The sequence below is a fragment of the Acidobacteriota bacterium genome, assembly GCA_028875725.1.
GTDB lineage: Bacteria > Acidobacteriota > Thermoanaerobaculia > Multivoradales > Multivoraceae > Multivorans.
The window spans coordinates 1,263,717-1,283,808 of the sequence record JAPPCR010000006.1 but is presented as its reverse complement, the minus strand read 5'-3'; the positions used below and the strand labels follow the sequence as shown (position 1 = coordinate 1,283,808).

Genomic DNA, 20,092 nt, shown 5'->3' with positions numbered 1-20,092 from the left:
GCGCGATGATAGCGACCGGCGGCTACGGGGAATCGCAGCCGTCGAACGTCCCGGTGTCCCTGATCGGCTCGAACAACCGGTCCAGGGGACTCACCCACGTCTTGCGGGCGCCGTTCCTCCGGTCGTGAACCGTCGTCGTCACCTCGACGTCCGTCAGACCGGCGGCGAAGACCCAGAAGTGGCCGTCGATCGCACAGCCATCCAGCACCTTGATGACCATCTCGATGTTCGCCGGTTCGAAGAACCAGAAGTACCCGCTCTCGGCGGTGAGCTTCTCGGCCATGCCGCGGCCGGTCCTGCCGTCGGACGTACGCCACTCGACCTGGACGTCGAAGTGCCCCAGACACAGGACATCGTCGCCGCTACAGTCGGCTACTTCCGGCGGCTCGTCATCCGGTTCCGGCTCGTCATCCGGGCCAGGGTCGGCCTCCGGCTCGGACGTTCCGACCTCGCACGGTGACGGACTCACCGGCGCCCGCGTGTCCGGGGAGAGGTAGACGACCAGGCCGTCGTGGTCCGCGGCGAAGAGCGGGTTTGTCGCATCGTCCTCGTTGTGTCGCGCGGCGTCCGCGTTGCCGCGCGCGTACTGGATGTCCACGACGTGCCGTTCCAGCGACTGGTTCACGAGCGCGTGATCCAGGACCTGGGCGTTGCCGCCGAATATGAACGAGTATCTCTCCGAGTCCGGCACACGGTCGATCAGGTTGCAGAGATCCCTGGTGACGAGGTCGGAACCGGACATCAGGTTCTCGCCCGGCGTGACGCGCCCCCTGATCTGGCCCACGACGTCGACGTAGCCGTCGGTGAACTGGTACGCGTTGAAGTCGCCGACGACGACCACCTTTGAGTCCTGAAGAGACTCGACGAGCCGCGCCACGGACTGCGCCTGCTCCAGGCGCTTGGTGCGAACCCACTCCCCTCGGGCCGCGTCGTCGACATCGATCAGCGAGCGGTTGTGGATCGCCACTACCGAGAATGCCAGACCGCCCGCCGTGGCCTCGAGCACGACCGGCGGCCGGTCGTGTAGCCGGTCGACGGTCCCGTCCCGGGGATCCACGAACGTCTCGCTTCGGCCGTGTTCGGTCACCCGGCCGACCGTGACGCCGGAGCGCACGAGGAAACCCACGGACTGGGAGCTGCCCGGCGCCTCGAGATGAGCCGTGTAGCGCACATTGGAGTCGTCGCTCCGGATGCGCGTGGCCAGGTTCCGGAGCGCGGTCCGGCCGCCTGCCTCCTGCACGGCGATTATGTCGGGCGAACGGAGCACCTCGCGCACGAGGCGCGACAACTTGGCCAGCTTGGTCGCGCCCGCTCCCCCGCGCAGATTCAGGAGATTCTGCGAGGCCACCGTGATCTCGCCCGGCTTCTTCGCGCGCACGGCGCGCGGCAGGTTCGCCGCCTGGGTTCGAACCGTCAGCTCGGTCGGCCAGATTTCGTAGCCCCCGAACTCGTAGCCGAGCACGCCCGTCGCGGTGAACCTGGTGCCCGGAACCCAGGACACGTTCGGCAAGCCGAGCTTGTCGGGATCGAGTTCGAACACCTCCGGGTTCCCGTCCCAGACCGGAAGACCCGGTCGACCCGGATACTCGATGCCGGGCTCGCGAAAGCCGCGTGAGGATGTCGGCGTGACGTACATCTCGGCGACCGGATCCGAGCTGAAGTGCTGGCTGCCGCTGGACACCGTCCCGGTCGCGATCCGGATGCGCATGCCCTCGTAGCACTCGTACTCCCTCCGGCAACTCGGACGCGCGGGGTCCGGGGACGGTCGAGAGGCGTTGAACTCCACAGCATCGGGCAACGCCTGGTTGCTGCCATCGATGCTGACCGTGCTGACGGCGACCGTCGCGTCAATCCGCGTGAAGCCGAAGAACTCTTCGACCTCACCGGTGACGTCAACCCGGTCGCCGACATCGATGAGCGGCGCTCCGTCGTGCAGAACGAACACCCCGTCCGATGTGTCGGCATCACCGTCGCTGCGCGCTGACGGGGTCTGGATGAAGAAGCCGCCGGCGCCGATGGCGGTGACGACGTTGTCGTTGGTCGTGACCAGCGAGCCCGCCCGGGGACTGGACAGCCCGCGACCCTGAATCTCGTGGATCTCAAGAACCACCCCCTGCCCGACCACCGCTACCGGGCAGGCCGATGCCACCACGAGGCCGACCGTCAGCCACCGGACCACTCGTCCGAAGCCGGCAAGCCTCTCTTCCATACCAGCCAGCGTCAGTTGCCGCCCAGGCTGCGGAGAATCTCGCGCGCCCGAGGATGATCGGGGTTCAACTCAAGCGCCTTCTCCAACTGCTGCAGACCTTCTTCGGCCCGTCCTGTCTTGATGTAGGCAATGGTAAGGAGCGCGTAGGCGTCGGCCCGCTCTGCGTCGATCTCGATCGCCCTTTCCAGCGCCGCGGCAGCCTCCTGGTTGCGGTCGGCCAGACCGAGGAGCACGCCCAGGTTGAGGTGTGCATCGTAGGAGTCGGGATCGAGCCGCAGGACCTCACGGTAGAGGCGTTCCGCGGCGAGATGGTTCCCTTCGGCCAGCCGCCGGTTCGCGGTCCGGATCATGGTCTGGGTGTCCCGTACCAGCTCGAACACTGCCTCCAGCATCGGGTCGTCGAGGCTTGAGACCTCCGCTTCCGCCAGTCCGGCCAGCAGTTCCCCGGCGCGGTCCGGGTTGCCGAGTTGCCGCTCGGTCATCGCCAGCAGGTAACGGGTCTCCCGATGGGCCGGATCGAGCGCCAGCGCCGTGCGCAGATGCTCGGCCGCGGTTTCCCGCAGGCCTCGGCGCCGGGCCGCCTTGCCCAGCCCCAGTTCGCCCCAGGGCGTGCCTGGAGACGCCGCCCGCACCGCGCGGAACTCGTCCTCCGCGCCGTCCGTGTCGCCAGCGGCCAGCAGCGCGTTGCCGAGCCGGACGCGCGCCGCCCAGTACGACGGACGGAGTTCCAGAGCGCGTTCGAAGCGTCGCATCGCTTCGTCGTGAGCGCCACGGCCCGCGGCGAGAAAGCCCAGGTAGTACGGCCAGTCGGGGCTCGATGGTTCGAGTTCCTCCGCCCGTTCGTAGCAGCGCCGGGCCTGGTCGACGTAGCGATGAGCCTGATAGAGGCGTCCCAGGGCGCCGACTGCCGCGCCGCTCGCCGGGTCACGGTCAACGACCGCGAGAGCGTCACGGACGGCCGTGGCGAAGCCCGGGTCGAGTTCGGAGAGGTTGGGGATGCGGGGGATCTCGGTGGCTGCGGTGGGCGCTGGCGCGTTGGGGACGTCGCCTCCTGAGTCGCCACAGCCGAGAACGAACCCCAGAAAGACGATTGCGACACCCCATGCCGGCCAGAAGGCCGGCGCACCAACAACGGCGGCGGCGTCACCGCGCACCACGGCAGACTCCCTCCGCCGGTGCGCTGCCACCCGGTGCGAGCAGCCGCAAGACGCTGTTCAGCGGTACCCCCGACCGCTCGGTGACCCCGCCGTGCGACCAATCCACCCTGATGTGGTCGACACCCGGAATGTCGCCAAACGCGAAGTGAACCCGCGGGTCGTTGGTAGCGGCGAAGCTTTGCGCCGGCCGCGCGTGCCGAGTCCAGCTTCTGCTTCCCCCCTGGACGGTGACGCGCGAGCCGATGGCGGAACGGTCGAGGATGCCGCCGCCGCAGAGGTCCACGATCAGCCACGAGGCGGCGTTCCCCACTTCGTTCCGGAGCAGCCGGGCCGGTCCCTCATTGTTCACGACCACGATGTCCACGTCGCCGTCGTTGTCCAGGTCGCCGAACGCCGCGCCGCGGCTGACCTCGAGCAGCTCCAGGGCGGCGCCGGCCCGGCCCGACGCGTCCTCGTAGCGGCCGGAGGGCGTGCCGCGCAACAACTGGTTCGGTTCCCGGTAGTCGAAGGCGGCGGTATCTCCCGGCGTCACCTTGCCGTTGGCGATGAAGAGGTCGAGGACGCCGTCGCCGTCGTAGTCGAACCAGGAGGTGCCGAAGCCGGTGTACGGCTTGCTCACGCCGCCGAGCCGCGCCTCGTCGGTCACGTCGTGGAAGAAGCCGCCGCCGTCGTTGCGGTAGAAGGTGTTCGTCTCTCCGCTCAGGTGGGTCAGAAAGAGGTCGAGATCGCCGTCGCCGTCGGGGTCGCCAACGGCGATGCCCATGCCCGCTTCGGGCTGGCCGAGTTCGTTGAGCGCCACCCCGCGCGAGAGAGCGTCCTCCCGGAACGTGCCGTCGCCCAAGTTCAACCACAGGTGGTTCACCGCCTGGTCGTTCGCCACGTAGAGGTCGGTGAGCCCGTCGCCGTCGAGATCCGCCGCGACGACTCCCAACCCCGGCCCGGCAACCGAGCGGATGCCTGCCGCCTCGCTCACGTCTGTGAACCGGCCGCCGCCGTCGTTGCGGTACAGGGTGTCGGGCGCCGGCGGATACTCCGCCGGATTGCAGTAGTTGCGGAGCCCGTTAGGGCCCAGGCAGGGACGCTCGCGGGAGGCGCTCCAGACGACGTAGTTGGCGACGAAGAGGTCCAGGTCCAGGTCGCCGTCGTAGTCGAAGAAGACGCTGCTGGAAGACCAGGCCGGGTCGCCGACGCCGGCACGCTCCGTGGCCTCCTCGAACGTACCGTCGCCCAGGTTGCGGTAGAGCCGGTTCGGGCCGACGTTCGTAACGTAGAGGTCGACCAGGCCGTCCCGGTCGAAGTCGGCCGCGGTGGCCCCCGCGCCGTAGCCCGTGTCGCCCACGCCGGCGGCGTCTGTCACGTCCTCGAAGACGCCGTCACCCAGGTTGCGGAAGAGGCGGTTGCCGGGCCGGTCGGCGGCCGGGCCCATGTTCCCGGCCGACCCGGGAACCGAACCGCTCTGGACGAGGTAGACGTCGAGCAGTCCGTCGTCGTCGATGTCGAGCAGCGCTACACCTCCGACGAGGAGCTCCGGGTAGTTGTACTCGCCCGTCGCGCCGCTCCGATGGACGAAGTCCAGGCCCGCCTCGGACGCGCGCTCGACGAAGACCGGCTCCGTCGAGGGAGCTGCAGCCGACACGTCGGTGCCGTCCACTTTGCCGCATGCCAGGAGAGCCGCAGCCAGAACGGCCAGGACGAAGATAGAAGAACGCGACATGCCCGCAGCAGACACTATCCGCGCCGGCACGGCGACTGAATAGACTCCCCCGAGGAGGACTCGTCTCATGTCTACGCCACAGCGCCGCCGTCGTCGCAGCCCGTTAGCCCGCGAGACGGCCCTCGCCACCCTCATCGCTATCGCCGCCCTGGCCGCGATTCCGGCCGCTGCCACCGCCGAGGATCCGGTCTTCACCGCCCGCGGCAACCTGGCCATCCGCGGCTACGACCCGGTCGCCTACTTCACCGAAGGGAGAGCGGTCAAAGGCGACAAGGACTTCACGCTCGGCTGGCAGGGCGCCGACTGGCGCTTCGCGAGCGCCGGGAACCGGGACCTGTTCTCCGATGACCCTGAGAAGTACGCGCCCCAGTACGGCGGCTACTGCGCCTGGGCGGTGAGCCGCAACTACACCGCCCCCACCGATCCGGACGCGTTCACCGTGGTGAACGGCAAGCTCTACCTGAACTACAACAGGAGGGTCATGAGGCAGTGGCTCGAGGACCGCGACCGGAACATCGAGCAGGCCGACGAAAACTGGCCCGCGGTTCTCGAGGAGTGACGCGCACCGCCGGCGCCGCTAGCGCTCCGCCAGGAACGCCCGGGGCGTGAAGCTCCTCGCCTTCAGCGACGTTCACCTGGACTCGAAGTTCGGCTGGGCGAGCCGGGAGGTCGCCCGGCGGCAGCGCCAGCGGCTGCGCGAGGGCGTGACCAGGGCGTTCGAGCAGGCCCGGCATGAGGGCGCTGGCGCGGTGCTGATCGGTGGCGACCTGTTCGAGCACGAACTCGTGTCGCCGGAGACGGTCGACTTCCTCCGACGGGTGTTCGAACGATCGGAACTCCAGATCTTCGCCGCTCCCGGCAACCACGACTACGCGGACACGGAGAGCCCGTACCGGCGGATCGACTGGCCGGACAACGTCCACATCTTCAGCGAGACGCGCTTCACGTCGAGAGGGCTCGTAGACGGCGTGACGATCTGGGGCGCCGCCCACCGCAAACCCGCGGACACCCCCGGCTTCTTCGACGACGGATTCCGGGTCGAGGGCTCCGGTACTCACATTGCCGTCTTCCACGGCGAGGAGCGGAACGCCGCGTTCCAGGGCCAGTACCGGCACGCCCCGTTCGAGGGCGACCAGATCGCCGCCGCCGGCTTCGACCACGCCGTCGTGGGCCACTCTCACAAACCCGCCGACCGACCGACCTGGACCCGCCTCGGCTCCCTGGAACGACTCAAGTTCAACGAGGCCTATGGCAGCGCCGTGATCCTGGAGATCGAAGACGGTCGCGTGACGCGGCGCCGGCTCGACCCGCGCCCTCCGGCGCTTCACACCTTGAGCGTCGACCTGACGGAGGTCGAGAACCCGGGTCAGGCTCGGGACCGGGTCCGCGACGCGCTCTCTGGACTGGCCGGCGCCGCTCGCATCCGGCTGATCGGCGAACCGGACGACCTTCACCTGCACGAGGATGACTTCGCCACCAGCTCGTTCGAACTGCCGGACGGAATCGAGCAGGTACTCGTCGACATCTCCGGTCTGACGCCGCCCTACGACCTGGAGCAGATCGAACAGGAGCCCACCGTTCGCGGCATGTTCGTACAGCGCGTCCGCGACGACGACCTGGACCCGGAAACCGAGCGGCTCGTGCTTCTCGCCGGCCTCCGCGCGCTGGACGGCCGGGACGATCTCGCCGTCATCGACGAGCTCCGGATGGGCGCTTCCGAGACGGACCCCTCGATCGGAGAGCCCGCGTGAAGATCCACCGCGTCCGCGCGCACGAGTTCGGCAAGCTCAACGGCGAACTCGACCTGGCGCCCGGAATGACCGTCATCCATGGCGACAACGAGGCCGGCAAGTCGACCTGGCTGCAGGCGATCTTCGCGGGTCTCTGCGGCCGGCGCCGCGGCCGTGGCGCCAACACCCTGGAAGAACGGGAGTTCGAGCGCCAGTACAAGCCCTGGAGCGGCGGCCAGTGGCGCGCCACCGTGAAGTTCGAACTCGACGATGGGCGCCGGATCGAGATCCAGCAGCGTGACCTCGACACGAAGGAGAGCCTTGCCCAGGACGCCGACACCGGACGCGCCATCGGCGACGAGATCATCTACAGCGGCAGCATCGACGGCTCGCGGTTCCTTGGTCTGAACCGCCAGGTCATGCCGTCGACGCTGGTCATCGGCCAAGGCGACATCCAGAGATTGCGCCAGAAGAGCGAGAAGAAGGGCGACGAGGCTTCCGCGCTCAAGGAAGAGCTCCAGCGGGCGGCCGCCTCGGCCGGCGGCGCGGCCACCGCCGTCGAGGCACTCCGTACCTTGAGCGAGTACGCCAGCGAAGAGATCGGCCTGGAGCGCCGCAACTCCACCAGGCCGTTGCAGCGGTCGATCGAGCGCGCCGCCGGAGCCCGCGAGGCCCTGGAGCAGGGCAGAAACCGCCACAAGCTGCGGACAAGCCTGGAAAACGAGCTGAGTGCGGCCCGCGACTGGGCCCGGAGTGCCAACGCCCTCGTCCAGGCGTGCGAGAGCGTGCATGCCGAACGGGAACTCGGTCGGCTGGAGGCGCGCCTCGCCGAAATCGACCGGTTGGCGCCGGAGTTCCCCGACGGCGCTCCGCCGGCGCCCGGCGAAGAGACCGGCGCCGGAACGGCCACGGAACCGAGCCAGGCGACCGAGGGTGACGTTGAAGTGGCCCCGGAGGTCGCCGAAGCGGCAAGGACGTGGTGTGCGGCCACCGAAGCGCGCACCCTGCGCGAACAGTTGGGACCCGGCGAGCCTCCGGCGACGGTCATCTCCAAGGCCGACGGGCCGACCGTCAAGCGCGCGCTCGAGGTCCTCGAGCTGCCGCCCGTCGAGTCGCTCGACAAAGCGGAACAGCGAATCGCGGCGCTTCGTGAAGAGCTGGAGCAGCCGAGACGTCAGCTCGAAGCAGCCGTCGGTCTAGGCCACTGGCCCTGGACCGTCGGCGTCGCGGGCAGTCTTCTCGTGGCGTTGGGGTTCTTCGATCTGCTTCCTCGCGCACTGGGTATCGCCGGCGCCCTGCTCGCGTTCGCCTGCTCTCTCCTCATCTATCGCGCGCAGAAGCGACTGCGTCTACCTCCCCCGCCTCCTTCACACGAACAGGCGTCCCGGGGACTTGAGCTGGCCGACGCCAAGGCGGACCTGCGGGATCTGAAGCGGAAGAAGAGGCGCAGAGACCGCCAGATCGAGGAGGTCGGACACGAACTCGCGTCCCTCGGCCTCAAAGCAGATGCGGATGCCGTGTGGACCGCCCTCGCGGCACTCAGGGAGCGCGAAGCCTGGGACCGCGAGCAGACTCTCTGGCTCAGCCGGGTGAAAGCGGCGCGTGAAGCGGAGACGAGGGCCGAAGTCACCCTCCGCGCCGCATTGGGCGGCCGCGGCCTGGAGGACCCGGAAGTGTCCGTCGCCGGCTTGCTCGATCGGTACGAGCAGCGCTGCCGCCGGAACGCCGAGGCGGCGGCGCGGCGGCTACAGGATCGGGAGCGCCGGCTACGGGACCAGCGAAACGACTGGGACCGCCTGCAGCGGCTCCTCGGCGGCAGCGACCGCCGGAGTCTCGTGGCCCGGCGCGACGCGGCCGCGGATCAGGCGAGCCAGGCCGCGAACTCACTGCCGGCGGAAACGGGCGACATCCCGGGGCTCGACGACGACGAGCTGGAACGGAAGCTGGTCGAGGCCCGTGCCGATGCGGTCGACGCCCGCATCGAGGTCAACCGGAAGCAGGTCGAACTCGCCGCCGACGGCGACCTCCCCTCGCTCGCCGAGCTCGAAGAGGAGCAGGCCGCCGCCGAGCGCGAAGTCGCGCTCCTGCGTCGGGCAAGCGACATCCTCGACACGACCAGGGAACACCTGAAAGCAGCCCAGGACGAGGTCCATCGCATGCTCGCGCCGGACCTGCGCGAAGCGCTGGAGAAGCGGCTGAGCCTGGTGACCGACGGCCGCTACTCGGCCGTCCGTATCGACCCGGAAGAGGGAATGGAGGTGCAGCTCGAGGTGGAAGACGGCGTCTTCCGCTCCGCCACCGAGCTATCGCACGGCACGGTCGACCAGACCTACCTGCTGCTCCGCATCGGCCTCGCCGAGGCGCTCGGCGACAAGAGGGAGTCCGCGCCCCTGTTCCTCGACGATGCGACCGTGCATTCGGACACCGACCGGACGGTTCGGTTCCTCGGCCTGCTGCTCGCCCTCAGCGAGGAACGGCAGATCGTTGTCTTCACGCAGGAGGAGGAAGTCAGGGAGTGGGCCGCGCGAAGTCTCACAGGAGACGCCAGGCACCGCCTGATCGAACTTTGCCGGAACGGCCTTCCGGTTCAACCCGGAGACGAAGACGACCCGGCCAGCGAAACCGGCGGAAGCGAGCCCGCGCCCGAGCCGGAGCGACAGCACAGCCTTCTATAATCCCTGTCCCCATGCCCTGCACAGAGCGCGCCATCCGCCGCACCACCGTCACTCCTTGAGCCGATGCGCCGCCTGCTGATCGCCAACCGCGGCGAGATCGCGGTACGAATCGCCCGCGCGGCGATGGATTTGGGTATCGCCACGGTCGCGATCTACTCCGAAGACGACGCCAACGGACTTCACCTGCGGATCGCCGACGAGGCCGTAGCACTCAGCGGCCGCGGAGTGCCGGCCTACCTCGACATCGAGGACGTGGTCGCAAGGGCCGCCGACGCGAAATGCGACGCGATCCACCCGGGCTACGGCTTCCTGGCCGAGAACGCCGGCTTCGCCGCCGCTTGTGCCGCGGCCGGCATCACCTTCGTCGGCCCGCGGCCGGAGGTTCTGGAGCTGTTCGGCGACAAGGGGCGGGCGCGTCGTGCTGCTTTCGCCGCGGACGTGCCCGTGCTGCGGGGCACGAACCACACGACCACCCTGGAGGAGACACGCGAGTTCTTCGCCGCTCTCGGCGACGGCGGGGCGATGATCATCAAGGCGCTCGGCGGCGGCGGCGGGCGCGGGGCTCGCATAGTCACCGCGGCCGGCGACATCGACCAGGCCTACGAACGCTGCGGCTCCGAAGCCGAACGCGCTTTCGGCAACGGCGGTCTCTACGTCGAGGAACTCCTCCCGCGCGCCCGCCACATCGAGGTCCAGCTCCTCGGCGACAGAGTCGGTGGCCTGGTCGACTTCGGCGAGCGCGAGTGCAGCGCCCAGCGCCGGCACCAGAAGGTGGTCGAAACGGCGCCGGCGCCGAACCTCGGGCCCGAGGTCCGCCAGGCGATCATCGACGCGGCGCTCCGCCTGGGCGGCGCGGCCAGGTACAGCAGTCTCGGGACCTTCGAGTTTCTGGTGGATGCCGGCGACGGCGCGGGCGGAGACAACGGCGGCGCCGGCCGCTTCGCCTTCATCGAGACGAACGCACGCCTCCAGGTCGAGCACACGGTGACCGAAGCCGTGACCGGAGTGGACCTGGTGCAGGCTCAACTGCGCGTGGCCCGCGGCGAGTCGCTCGCGGACCTCGAGCTCGAAGACCAGGACGCCCGCCGCACGCGCGGCTTCGCCATCCAGGCCCGGGTCAACCTGGAGACCCTGGACGCCGACGGCAACGTGCGGCCCTCTTCCGGCGTTCTCGCGGCCTACGAACCGCCGAGCGGCCCCGGCGTGCGAGTCGACGGCTGCGGCTACGCCGGCTACGAGCCGAACCCCGCGTTCGACTCGCTGCTCGCGAAGGTGATCGCCCACTCGCCTTCGGACGACTTCGCCGCCAGCGTCAAACGGACCTCCCGGGCCCTCGACGAGTTCCGCATCGGCGGACCCGCGACGAACATCCCCTGGCTCCAGAGCGTCCTCGCCCATCCGGACTTCGAGGCCGGTCGCCTCTACACACGCTGGCTGGACGACAACGCCGGGGATCTGGCGGCAGCCGCCGGCAACGGCCGCAGACCCCGCTTCGTCCCGGCCGCCGAGCCCGCGGCCGGCGCCGAGGCCCCCTCCGCCGAAGACAGCGCCCGTGACAGCGGCTTCGCTGGCGCCCGCGTCGATACGGCCGATCCCCTGGCCCTGTTCGCCTACGATCAGGAGACGAAGGCCGCGCAACCGGAACGGATGGACGATGCCGGCGCCTCGCCCGTGCCGGCGGACGGCCCAGAAGGCGCCACGGGCATCGCCGCGCCGATCCAGGGCACGATCGTCAGCATCGACGTCGCGGAGGGCGACGAAGTCCTCCGCGGGCAGCAGGTCGCCGTGATCGAAGCGATGAAGATGGAGCACGTGCTCCGAGCCGACACGAGCGGAACGGTGGTCCGGGTGACGATGGCCGCCGGCGACACGATCCGGGAGGGCTATCCCCTCGTCCTCGTCGAAGGGGCCGAGGGCGGCGAGGCGGCGGACGCCGCCATCGAGATCGATCCGGACTACATCCGGCCCGATCTGGAGGAGAACATCCAGCGCCACGCCTACACCCTGGACGAGAACCGGCCGGAGGCGGTCGCCCGGCGGCGCCGCTTCGGCTTCCGGACGCCCCGCGAGAACATCGAGCAACTCGTCGACTCAGGGTCTTTCAAGGAGTACTGGCCGCTGATCGTTGCCCGCCAGCACCAGAAGTTCAGCGACGAGAAGCTGCGCGAGTACACCCCCGCCGACGGCGTGGTCGCCGGCACCGCCTCGATCAACGGCGACCTCTTCGACGACGAGAGCTCGCGTGCGATGGTGCTCTCGTACGACTACACGGTCCTCGCCGGCACCCAGGGCGGACGCAACCACTACAAGCAGGACCGCCTGTTCGACCTTGCGAACCGCTACATGCTGCCGCTCATCTTCTTCACGGAAGGCGGCGGCGGCCGGCCGGGCGACGACTACACGGGTCCCCGCGTCGCGTTCGACACCTACACATTCACCCAGTTCTCCAAGCTCTCCGGCCTCATCCCGTTGGTTGGTGTGAACAACGGCCGCTGCTTCGCCGGCAACACGGCCCTGCTCGCCTGCTGCGACGTGATCATCGCCACCGAGGCGTCGACCATCGCGATGGGCGGTCCGGCCATGATCGAGGGCGGCGGCCTGGGCATCTACACGCCGGAAGAGGTCGGCCCGATGTCCTTCCAGGTACCGAACGGCGTCGTCGACATCCTGGTCGAGGACGAAGAAGAAGCGGTCGACGTGGCCAAGAAGTACCTCTCGTACTTCCAGGGACCGACCTCCGACTGGGAGGCACACGATCAGCGCCCGCTGCGCCACGTCGTGCCGGAAAACCGGCTCCGTCTCTACGACATGCAGGAGATCGTCCACACGATCGCCGACGTCGGATCCGTGCTGGAGATCCGTCCGAAGTTCGGAATCGGCGTGATCACGGCGCTCATCCGCGTCGAAGGCAGGCCGATGGGAGTCATCGCGAACAACCCGCACCACCTCGCCGGAGCGATCGACTCCGACGGTTCCGACAAGGGCGCCCGCTTCCTTCAGCTCTGCGACGCCTTCGACATCCCCGTGCTGAGCCTGATGGACTGCCCCGGGATCATGGTCGGCCCCGACCACGAGAAGACGGCCCTGGTCCGCCACTGCGCGCGCATGTTCAACACCGGCGCCAACCTCTCGGTGCCCCTGTTCGGCGTCGTCGTGCGCAAGGCCTACGGCCTGGGCGTCCAGGCGATGTGCGGCGCGAGCGCGCTGGTCGGCTTCTTCACTGTCGGCTGGCCGACAGCCGAGTTCGCCGGCATGAACATCGAGGGCGCGGTCAAGCTCGGTTACCGGAAGGAGCTTGCCGCGATCGAGGATCCGGAGGAGCGCCGCCTCGAGTTCGAGCGACGGGTCGAGGCTTCCTACGAGCGCGCCAAGGCCGTCAACGCAGCCGCCGGCGGCGGCCTCGACGACGTGATCGACCCTGCGGACACCCGCTCGTGGATTGTCGAGAGCATGAAGCGGCTGCCCAAGCCGCCGCCCCGTACCGGCAAGAAGCGGCCCTACATCGACACCTGGTAGCCGCCCGGGCCCGGGAGCCGGGGATGGGCTCTACTCGGCTGTCCCGTCCAGCACCATGTACATCCGCTGGACCCCGCGGAGATCCACCCGGACCCGGGCCGGCGGCAGGTTCTCCGCGTAGTGGGACAGGTCGATCCGCTCCACCGCGTCCTCCGCTGACACGTCCTCGGCGTGCAGCGCCGAGACGACTTCCCACAGTTCCCGATGAAAGGCCTGGACGTGGTCGATCAGCTCGCGGTCGCGGAAGTACGGACCGTGGCCGGGCAGGATGAGATCGAAGTCGAGCTGCTTCAGGCGCTCCAGCGTGGCCGGCCACTCGTTGACCCAACCGTCACCGGGCCAGGGGGGCCCGCCGAGCATCATGTCGCCCGTGAACACCAGCCGCTCCGCGGGCAGGTAGACGACGACATCGCCGCCGGTGTGGGCGCGACCCAGGAAGTGGAGCTCGATCTCCCGGCCGCCGCGGAAGAAGGTCATCTTCTCTGCCAGCGTCGTGTCCGGAGGCACCGGGTCGATCCCGGCCGTCGACTCGACGTGGGCGGCCTGGATGCTGATCTGGGTCTCCAGGTCTTGCCGCTCCTCGTCGGAAGCGGTCTCCAGAGCCGCCCGCATCTCCTCCAGCGCCTGCCTGTCGCGCTCTGAGGAGCCCTTGAAGGTGTGCTCCTCGAGCGGCGCCGTCGTCATCTTGTGGCGCGTGTACTCGTGCCCTACGACGCGCACGTCGGGGCCGAAGGCCTGGTTGCCGTGGGCGTGGTCGTAGTGGAAGTGCGTGTTGACCAGCGTACGGATCGGCTTGTCCGTGATCTGCGCGATGCCCTCGATCAACGCCCGACCCGCGGCCGGCGTGATGTGGGAGTCGACGACCAGGACGCCCTCCTCGGTCACGACGACCATCGCGTTGCTGCGCGTGACCATGGCGCCGGTCCCGGAGACGAAGTAGACACCTTCGGCCACCTCCTCGAAGCGGTGGGTCTCCGTCTCGATGACCTGTTCCCCGGCAGCCAGGCCTCCGGCCAGAAGCACCGCGGCGAGCACGCCCGGAACGGTCCTGATGGATCGACTCATGTCCACTCCCCTTCTTGCGGTTGTCCCGTGAGAGTACTCAGTCGGCCCAGCCGAGCGCCCGGGCACGGTGGAGGATCTGCTCGGCGGCGCCCGGGAAGCCGAGTCGCTCGGTGTTGAGAACGAGGTCGTAGTGCCGGGGATCGTCGCAGTCCCGGGCGTAGTATTCGCGGTGGTAGCGAACCCGGTTCACGTCCCGCCGGGCGACGACCGCACCGGCTTCCTTCTCGGGAACGCCCATCACCTCGACGGCAACTCGCCTCCTGAACTCGGGCCCGGCGACCAGCCGCGCATGGAGCGCATCCTCGCGCCAGGCCAGGACCGCGGCCGATGCCCGGCCCACGAACACGCAGCGGCCCTCGCCGGCCATTTCGCAGACGACGCTCCGGGTGACGCGGACCAGGTTGCCTTCGCCGATCGGCTGACCGATCGGCGGCGCCGGCAGGAACAGATCGGGAAGCTGGGCACTGGCGACGCGGGCCAGCCGCTCGATGAACCCCGGCGGCCGGTCCTCGCGCGCCTGAACCTCCTCGGGCGGAACGCCGGCGCGCTCCGCCACCTCGTCGATCAGAGAGTTGCCGACCAAGCGCCACCCGAGCCGCTCCGCCACCAGCCTCGCGACCTGGGTGCCGCCCGATGCGTACTGTCTCGAGATCGTGATCAGCATCGCGTACCTCCTACTGCGTCCCTCAGCGAGCCGCTCCGCGAGTGGCCGCCGGCGCCGATGCTTCCCGCTTCACCGCGAGTTCGGCATCAGCTCGCGCCGCGGCCCTGAACGCCTTCCGGATCAACAGGTCCATCCGCCGCAGGTCGGAACTCGCAAGGTAGAACACGATCGCGACCACGACGGCGAGCAGCGAGGCCAACCCCACGGCGACCGGCGCGCCCCAGACTTCGGCGAGGGCGCTGATCGGCGCCACGCCGAGCATCGGCAGCGAGAAGGACATCGTCAGGAAACCGGACACGCGACCCCGTACTGAATCCGGGATCAGGACATGGATCGCCGTGTTGTTCAGCGTCGTGTAGATCGCCTGGAAGGCCGAACCCGCCAGCACCAGTGGCAGGCCGAGCCAGAACCACGGACTGAGCGCAAAGCCCATCATGAACAGACCGAAGGCGAAGACGCTCGCCATCATCAACCGAAGCCGGCGCGTCGAGTAGGAGCGCCAGGCAACGAACGCGGCGCCGAGTACGCCACCGACGCCGGCGGCTCCGCTCAATGCTCCAAGGCCGCCCGCGCCCACCTGCCAGATGTCCTCGGCAAACACCACGAGCAACGTCTGGAACGGCATGACCAGGAACATCGGCACCAGGCCGAAGAACAGCAGGACGAGGACCAGCCGATTCTCCGCCACGTACCGGAAGCCCTGCCCCATGTTCTGGAGCATCGAGTGCTTCGAGGGGTCGGCCACCGGCGCCCGATGGACCCCCACCATGCCCGCGAGGGCGAGCGCATAGAGGCCCGTATTGATGGAGTACGCGACGTTGACGCCCGCGGCCCAGATCAGGAAGCCGCCCACCGCCGGCCCCACAACCCGGGTCACGTTGACCGCGGTCATGCTCAGCGCCATCGCGTTCGTCAGCCGCCGCCGGCCCACCACGTCGGCGACGATGGCGTTGCGCGCCGGCATGACGAAGGGGAAGACCGCCCCCACCACCGTCACCTGGACCAGGATGTGCCAGTAGTCGAGATTCCCGCTCAGTAGCAGGGAGAGCACGATCACCTCGGCAACCACTACCGTCGCCTGCCCGGCCGCCACCAGACCCCTGCGTTCGAAGCGGTCGGCCGCGACGCCTCCGACCGGCCCGAGGCTGAGCATCGAGAGCGCCACCATCAGGCTGACCAGCCCCAGCGCGAACTCGCTGCCGGTCAGGGAGAAAACGAGCCACGAACGAACGACCAACTGGCCCTGCATGGCCAGGAAGAAGGTCGTGTTAGACAGGTAGAGCCAGCGGAACTGCGGGATCCGCAGCGACTCCCACATGCCGCCGCGGCCTGGCGGCGGCCCCGGCGCTCTGGGGAATTGCTGGACGGTCATCGGTTCGGAACCAGGCTCGCGGCAGGGTATCCCGGAGCACGCCGGCCCGGTCAAACCGCTGCTACACTCCGGCGTCCTCGCGCCGCGACCGGCGAGTCTCACCCGGTCATGCCGACGTAGCTCAGTGGCAGAGCAGCTGATTCGTAATCAGCAGGTCAGCGGTTCAAATCCGCTCGTCGGCTCCAGTTCGACTCGTCAAACGGCGTGCTAGCTTCCGGGCTTCTCCCCAACAGATCGAGAAGGTGGTCCCATGAGGCTGCACCGGATACTCACCCTCGTCGCCGTCGCTCTCCTGGCGCTCGCGCTCGCGGCTTGCTCGCCGCAGGCCGAAGCGACCGACGCGGACATCGTCGCAGAGTCGCCGTCCGAGAACGCGAGCTTTCCGCTGAGCGCCAAGGGCTCCTGGACGATGGAGCGCTTGCTCGCCCTCGACCACGAGAGCACGGTCGCTCTGTGGAAGACGCTACCTGCCGCCGGCATGGCGGAACTCAACGGCCACTACCAGGGAGTCATCCCGAACGCCGGCGACTCTGAACGTCAGGCCCGCACCTCCGGCTTCATGTACGACGAAGATTCCGTGCGCGGCTACTGGCTCGGCAAGGCCTACCGCCCGCTGACCGAGACCGAGGGCGAGGGCTACAACCGCTGGCGTTTCGCGGACCGTTCGATTGTCCGCAACGGACGGTTCGCGACCCGCTTGGGACCCTCCCTGATCGACGGCAACCCGTCGTACATCATGGACTACGGCGCGTTCAACGACACGACCCTCGTCGACGAGATCCGCAGGCTCGACGAGGGCGTCTACCTCGGCGTCGGCACGACCGCGACCGAGGACGGCGGCCGCAGCGCGCCCGGCCACTTCGCCCTGGTTGGCCCGACCGACGAGTGGATCGGCGGCGAGGAGTGACGCTGCAAGTGTGGCGGTTCGCGGCTTGCCTTGCCGCCGTCACCGCTCTGGCGTGCCAGGCCGATGACCCCGGAGCGGACGAGCGACTCGAGCCCACGCGCCCGGTCTACGTCACTCAGGAGTGGAGCCCGCCGAGCGCGCCGGCCGGGGTGAGCGAACTCGTTTCGCGACAGCCATGCGCGAACCACGATCCGCTGCGCCAGGCCTTCTTCGGGGATCTGCACACCCACACCGCTTTCTCCCTGGACGCTCTGGGCCGGGGCGCCTTCCAGACTCCGGACGACGCCTACCGCTTCGCCCGCGGAGAGGCGCTGGCACTCGGTCCGCTCGACGACGCGGGACAACCGACGCGCGTCGCCCAACTCGTTCGGCCGCTCGACTTTGCGGCCGTTGCCGACCACTCGGAGTGGCTGGGCGAAGTCTCCCTCTGCACCGACCCGTCCTCGCCCCTCTACGACGAACCGGCCTGCCGCGGGATGCGGCCGGGAAGCACCGCCGAGGAGCGCGCCGCCTGGTTCGACCACCGGATCACAGGCCGCGTACCCGGCCTGTGCGGCGAGGACACAAGCCGGTGCCGCGCAGGCCTGCTCACGGCCTGGGGCCTGACCCAGGACGCAGCCGAACAGCACTACGATCGGTCGAGCGACTGCTCCTTCACGACGTTCCACGGCTGGGAGTACACCCGCAGTCCGGGCGCCTCCAAGGTCCACCGCAACGTCATCCTGCGCAACGAGATCGCGCCGGAGCTGCCGATCTCCTGGATGGACGCCGACCGGCCGCTGGACCTCTGGACCCGGCTCAAGAGCCGCTGCAACGACACCGGCACCGGCTGCCAGGCGCTGACCATCCCACACAATCCGAACATCTCGAACGGACAGATGTTCACCCTCGACTGGGGCGACGCTCCCATCGACGAGCAACGGGCGCGAGCGACCCTCCAGGCCGAAATGGACGCCCTGGTCGAGATCATGCAGGCGAAGGGCGACTCCGAGTGCCGGCGCGGCATGTGGGGTGTCGTTGGCGGCGAGGACGAGTTCTGCGACTTCGAGAAGGTCCGCTACATCGACGGGGAGCGGCCGCCCGACTGCGAGGACGGCACGGGTGTCGGCGGACTGCGCGGCCAGGGCTGTCAGTCGCGGCTCGACTTCGTCCGATACGCGCTGATCGAGGGGATGGCCCAGGAGGAGCGCCTGGGCGTCAATCCGATGCAGTTCGGGATCACCGCCTCGACCGACGGCCACAACGGCCTCCCGGGCGACACGGACGAGTACGACTACCAGGGCCAGAACGCGAACGTCGACTCGGACCTCGAAAAGCGGCTCACCACGCCCGCATACGCCCCCCACCGGCTCCGGAACCCCGGCGGCCTGATCGGCATCTGGGCCGAGGAGAACTCACGCGACTCCCTGTTCGACGCGATGCTGCGCAAGGAGACGTTCGGCACCAGCGGCGTGCGGATCAAGGCGCGGCTGTTCGGCGGCTGGGACCTTCCCGACCTCTGCTCCAGCAGCGACATGATCGCCGACGCCTACGAGAGCGCGACGCCGATGGGCAACGTGCTGCCGGACGGCGACGGTTCAGGAGCGCCGACGCTGTTCGTCTCGGCGATCGCCGACTTCGGGACCGCCGAACACCCGGGAACGCCCCTGCAGCGGATCCAGATCATCAAGGGCTGGGTCGGCGGCGACGGCCTGTTCCACGAACGCGTCTTCGACGTCGCCGGCGACCCGGACAACGGTGCCGACGTGTCCAGGTCGACCTGCGAACGAAGCGGCGACGGCGCCGCCTCCCTGTGCGCCACCTGGACCGATCCGGAGTTCGACCCGTCGCGCTCCACCGTCTACTACGCCCGGATCCTGGAGAACCCGAGCTGCCGCTGGAACGCACTCCAGTGCATCGCCCTGCCTGAAGACGAGCGCCCGGCAGCCTGCGCCGATCCCGACCTGCCCTGGCGTATCCAGGAACGCGCCTGGACCTCCCCCATCTGGTACCACGCACCCGATCAGTAGCAAGGAAGCGCTGCCATGAAGCCAATGAACATCCTCCTTGCGGCCGCTGCCGCTCTCGCGCTCGCGACCGCCGCCGGGGCTCAGCCCGCACAACTGATCCCTGGCAGCCTCGACGCCGACCTTGTTCCGTCGCCGATCGAGTACTACGCCCTGCTGCCGCCCGGCTACGACGAGACGGACGAGCCGCTCCCGCTGGTCCTCAATCTCCACGGCGGCGGGGGCAGCCGCGACGTGCTGGGAGTGCGCCAGCGGCCGATCTTCACCGCCATGTGGGAGGCGGGCACGCTGCCCCCGATGGTGATCGTCACCCCAAGCGTCACGCCCCGCTGCTTCTACATGGATTTCAAGGACGGCTCCGAGAAGTGGGAGTCCTTCCTGATCGGGCCGTTCCTCGCCCACCTGCGGGAGACCCTCAACGTCCGCACGGATCGCCGCGGCACGCTGGTCACCGGCATCTCGATGGGCGGCATGGGCTCGCTCAGACTGGCCTTCAAGTACCCCGAGACGTTCGGCGCCGTCGCCTCGATGGAACCCGGCATCTCGCCGATCGACGACTGGGCCGACATGCGGCCCAAGCACCGCTTCTGGCGCGCCGACGCCCTGATGGAGACGATCTACGGTAGTCCGATCGACCGCGAGTACTGGAACGCGAACAACCCGGCGACGATCGCCCAGGCGAGGGCCGACGCCATCCGCGAATCCGGCATCAGGATCTTCCTGGAAGCGGGAGACGAGGATGCACTCTGGCTCTACGAGGGCACCGAGTTCATGCACCAGGTGCTATGGGACCAGAAGATCCGCCACGAGTACCGCCTCTACTACGGCGCCGATCACGTCGGTCGAACCCTCGGTCCCCGGACCGAGGAGGCCTACCTGTTCCTGGCCAGCACCCTCGTCGACCCCGAACCCGACCCGGCAGCCGAACGCTCCCGTCAGCGGCTCGCCCCAATGAAGGCCAACCTCACCGAGGCCGACCACTACGAGGTCGACAAGGCGCTGATCAAGGGCGGCGACGGTCAGTAGCCGATCGCACGGCCCACGCGGGTCACGTTGTACTCAGGCGCTCAGGCGCTT

General features: G+C 69.0%; 13 protein-coding genes and 1 tRNA gene. 8 read left to right on the top strand and 6 right to left on the bottom strand.

Going from position 1 to position 20,092, the window contains the following annotated elements; translation table 11 throughout:
• Positions 1-22: 22 nt before the first annotated feature.
• Genes OXI49_07190 through OXI49_07180 form a run of 3 tightly spaced genes read right to left on the bottom strand, consistent with a single transcriptional unit; the run spans position 23 to position 5,080 of the window.
• Positions 23-2,209 (bottom strand): hypothetical protein, encoded by a 2,187-nt coding sequence (locus OXI49_07190; GenBank protein MDE2690285.1) that lies wholly within the window; start codon positions 2,207-2,209, stop codon positions 23-25.
• Positions 2,210-2,220: 11 nt separating this feature from the next.
• Positions 2,221-3,366 carry a tetratricopeptide repeat protein gene (locus OXI49_07185; GenBank protein ID MDE2690284.1) on the bottom strand — a complete coding sequence of 382 codons (1,146 nt, stop codon included), beginning with the start codon at positions 3,364-3,366 and terminating at the stop codon, positions 2,221-2,223.
• Positions 3,353-5,080, bottom strand: coding sequence for a CRTAC1 family protein (locus OXI49_07180; protein MDE2690283.1), 1,728 nt, complete (start codon positions 5,078-5,080; stop codon positions 3,353-3,355). Before OXI49_07180 ends, OXI49_07185 begins: the two co-directional genes overlap by 14 nt.
• A 67-nt stretch (positions 5,081-5,147) precedes the next feature.
• Between OXI49_07180 and OXI49_07175 the strand changes: the two genes are divergently transcribed.
• From OXI49_07175 to OXI49_07160, 4 genes are all read left to right on the top strand, one after another.
• Positions 5,148-5,639 carry a YHS domain-containing protein gene (locus OXI49_07175; protein MDE2690282.1) on the top strand — a complete coding sequence of 164 codons (492 nt, stop codon included), beginning with the start codon at positions 5,148-5,150 and terminating at the stop codon, positions 5,637-5,639.
• A gap of 46 nt (positions 5,640-5,685) precedes the next feature.
• Positions 5,686-6,831: a metallophosphoesterase gene (locus OXI49_07170; protein MDE2690281.1), complete on the top strand. Its 1,146-nt coding sequence runs from the start codon at positions 5,686-5,688 to the stop codon at positions 6,829-6,831.
• Positions 6,828-9,485 carry an AAA family ATPase gene (locus tag OXI49_07165; protein ID MDE2690280.1) on the top strand — a complete coding sequence of 886 codons (2,658 nt, stop codon included), beginning with the start codon at positions 6,828-6,830 and terminating at the stop codon, positions 9,483-9,485. Before OXI49_07170 ends, OXI49_07165 begins: the two co-directional genes overlap by 4 nt.
• Before the next feature lie 63 nt (positions 9,486-9,548).
• Positions 9,549-13,001 (top strand): carbamoyl-phosphate synthase large subunit, encoded by a 3,453-nt coding sequence (locus tag OXI49_07160; protein MDE2690279.1) that lies wholly within the window; start codon positions 9,549-9,551, stop codon positions 12,999-13,001.
• A gap of 30 nt (positions 13,002-13,031) precedes the next feature.
• Here OXI49_07160 and OXI49_07155 read toward each other — a convergent pair whose 3' ends face one another.
• From OXI49_07155 to OXI49_07145, 3 genes are read right to left on the bottom strand one after another with little or no spacing between them, the layout of a single operon-like run.
• Complete coding sequence (locus tag OXI49_07155; GenBank protein MDE2690278.1) at positions 13,032-14,066, bottom strand: MBL fold metallo-hydrolase; 1,035 nt, start codon at positions 14,064-14,066, stop codon at positions 13,032-13,034.
• 37 nt (positions 14,067-14,103) lie between these two features.
• Positions 14,104-14,730: a cytidylate kinase-like family protein gene (locus OXI49_07150; protein MDE2690277.1), complete on the bottom strand. Its 627-nt coding sequence runs from the start codon at positions 14,728-14,730 to the stop codon at positions 14,104-14,106.
• A gap of 22 nt (positions 14,731-14,752) precedes the next feature.
• A complete protein-coding gene (locus OXI49_07145) occupies positions 14,753-16,102 on the bottom strand; it encodes an MFS transporter (GenBank protein ID MDE2690276.1) in 1,350 nt (449 codons plus the stop codon).
• Between the two features lie 110 nt (positions 16,103-16,212).
• Here OXI49_07145 and OXI49_07140 point away from each other — a divergent pair.
• The 4 genes from OXI49_07140 (at position 16,213) to OXI49_07125 (ending at position 20,041) form a co-directional block, all read left to right on the top strand.
• Positions 16,213-16,287 (top strand) — tRNA-Thr (locus tag OXI49_07140).
• Between the two features lie 65 nt (positions 16,288-16,352).
• Positions 16,353-17,009: a hypothetical protein gene (locus tag OXI49_07135; GenBank protein ID MDE2690275.1), complete on the top strand. Its 657-nt coding sequence runs from the start codon at positions 16,353-16,355 to the stop codon at positions 17,007-17,009.
• Complete coding sequence (locus OXI49_07130; GenBank protein ID MDE2690274.1) at positions 17,006-19,018, top strand: DUF3604 domain-containing protein; 2,013 nt, start codon at positions 17,006-17,008, stop codon at positions 19,016-19,018. Before OXI49_07135 ends, OXI49_07130 begins: the two co-directional genes overlap by 4 nt.
• 15 nt (positions 19,019-19,033) lie before the next feature.
• Entirely contained in the window at positions 19,034-20,041 is a 1,008-nt protein-coding gene (locus OXI49_07125; protein MDE2690273.1) for an alpha/beta hydrolase-fold protein, read from the top strand.
• Positions 20,042-20,092 lie beyond the last annotated feature (51 nt).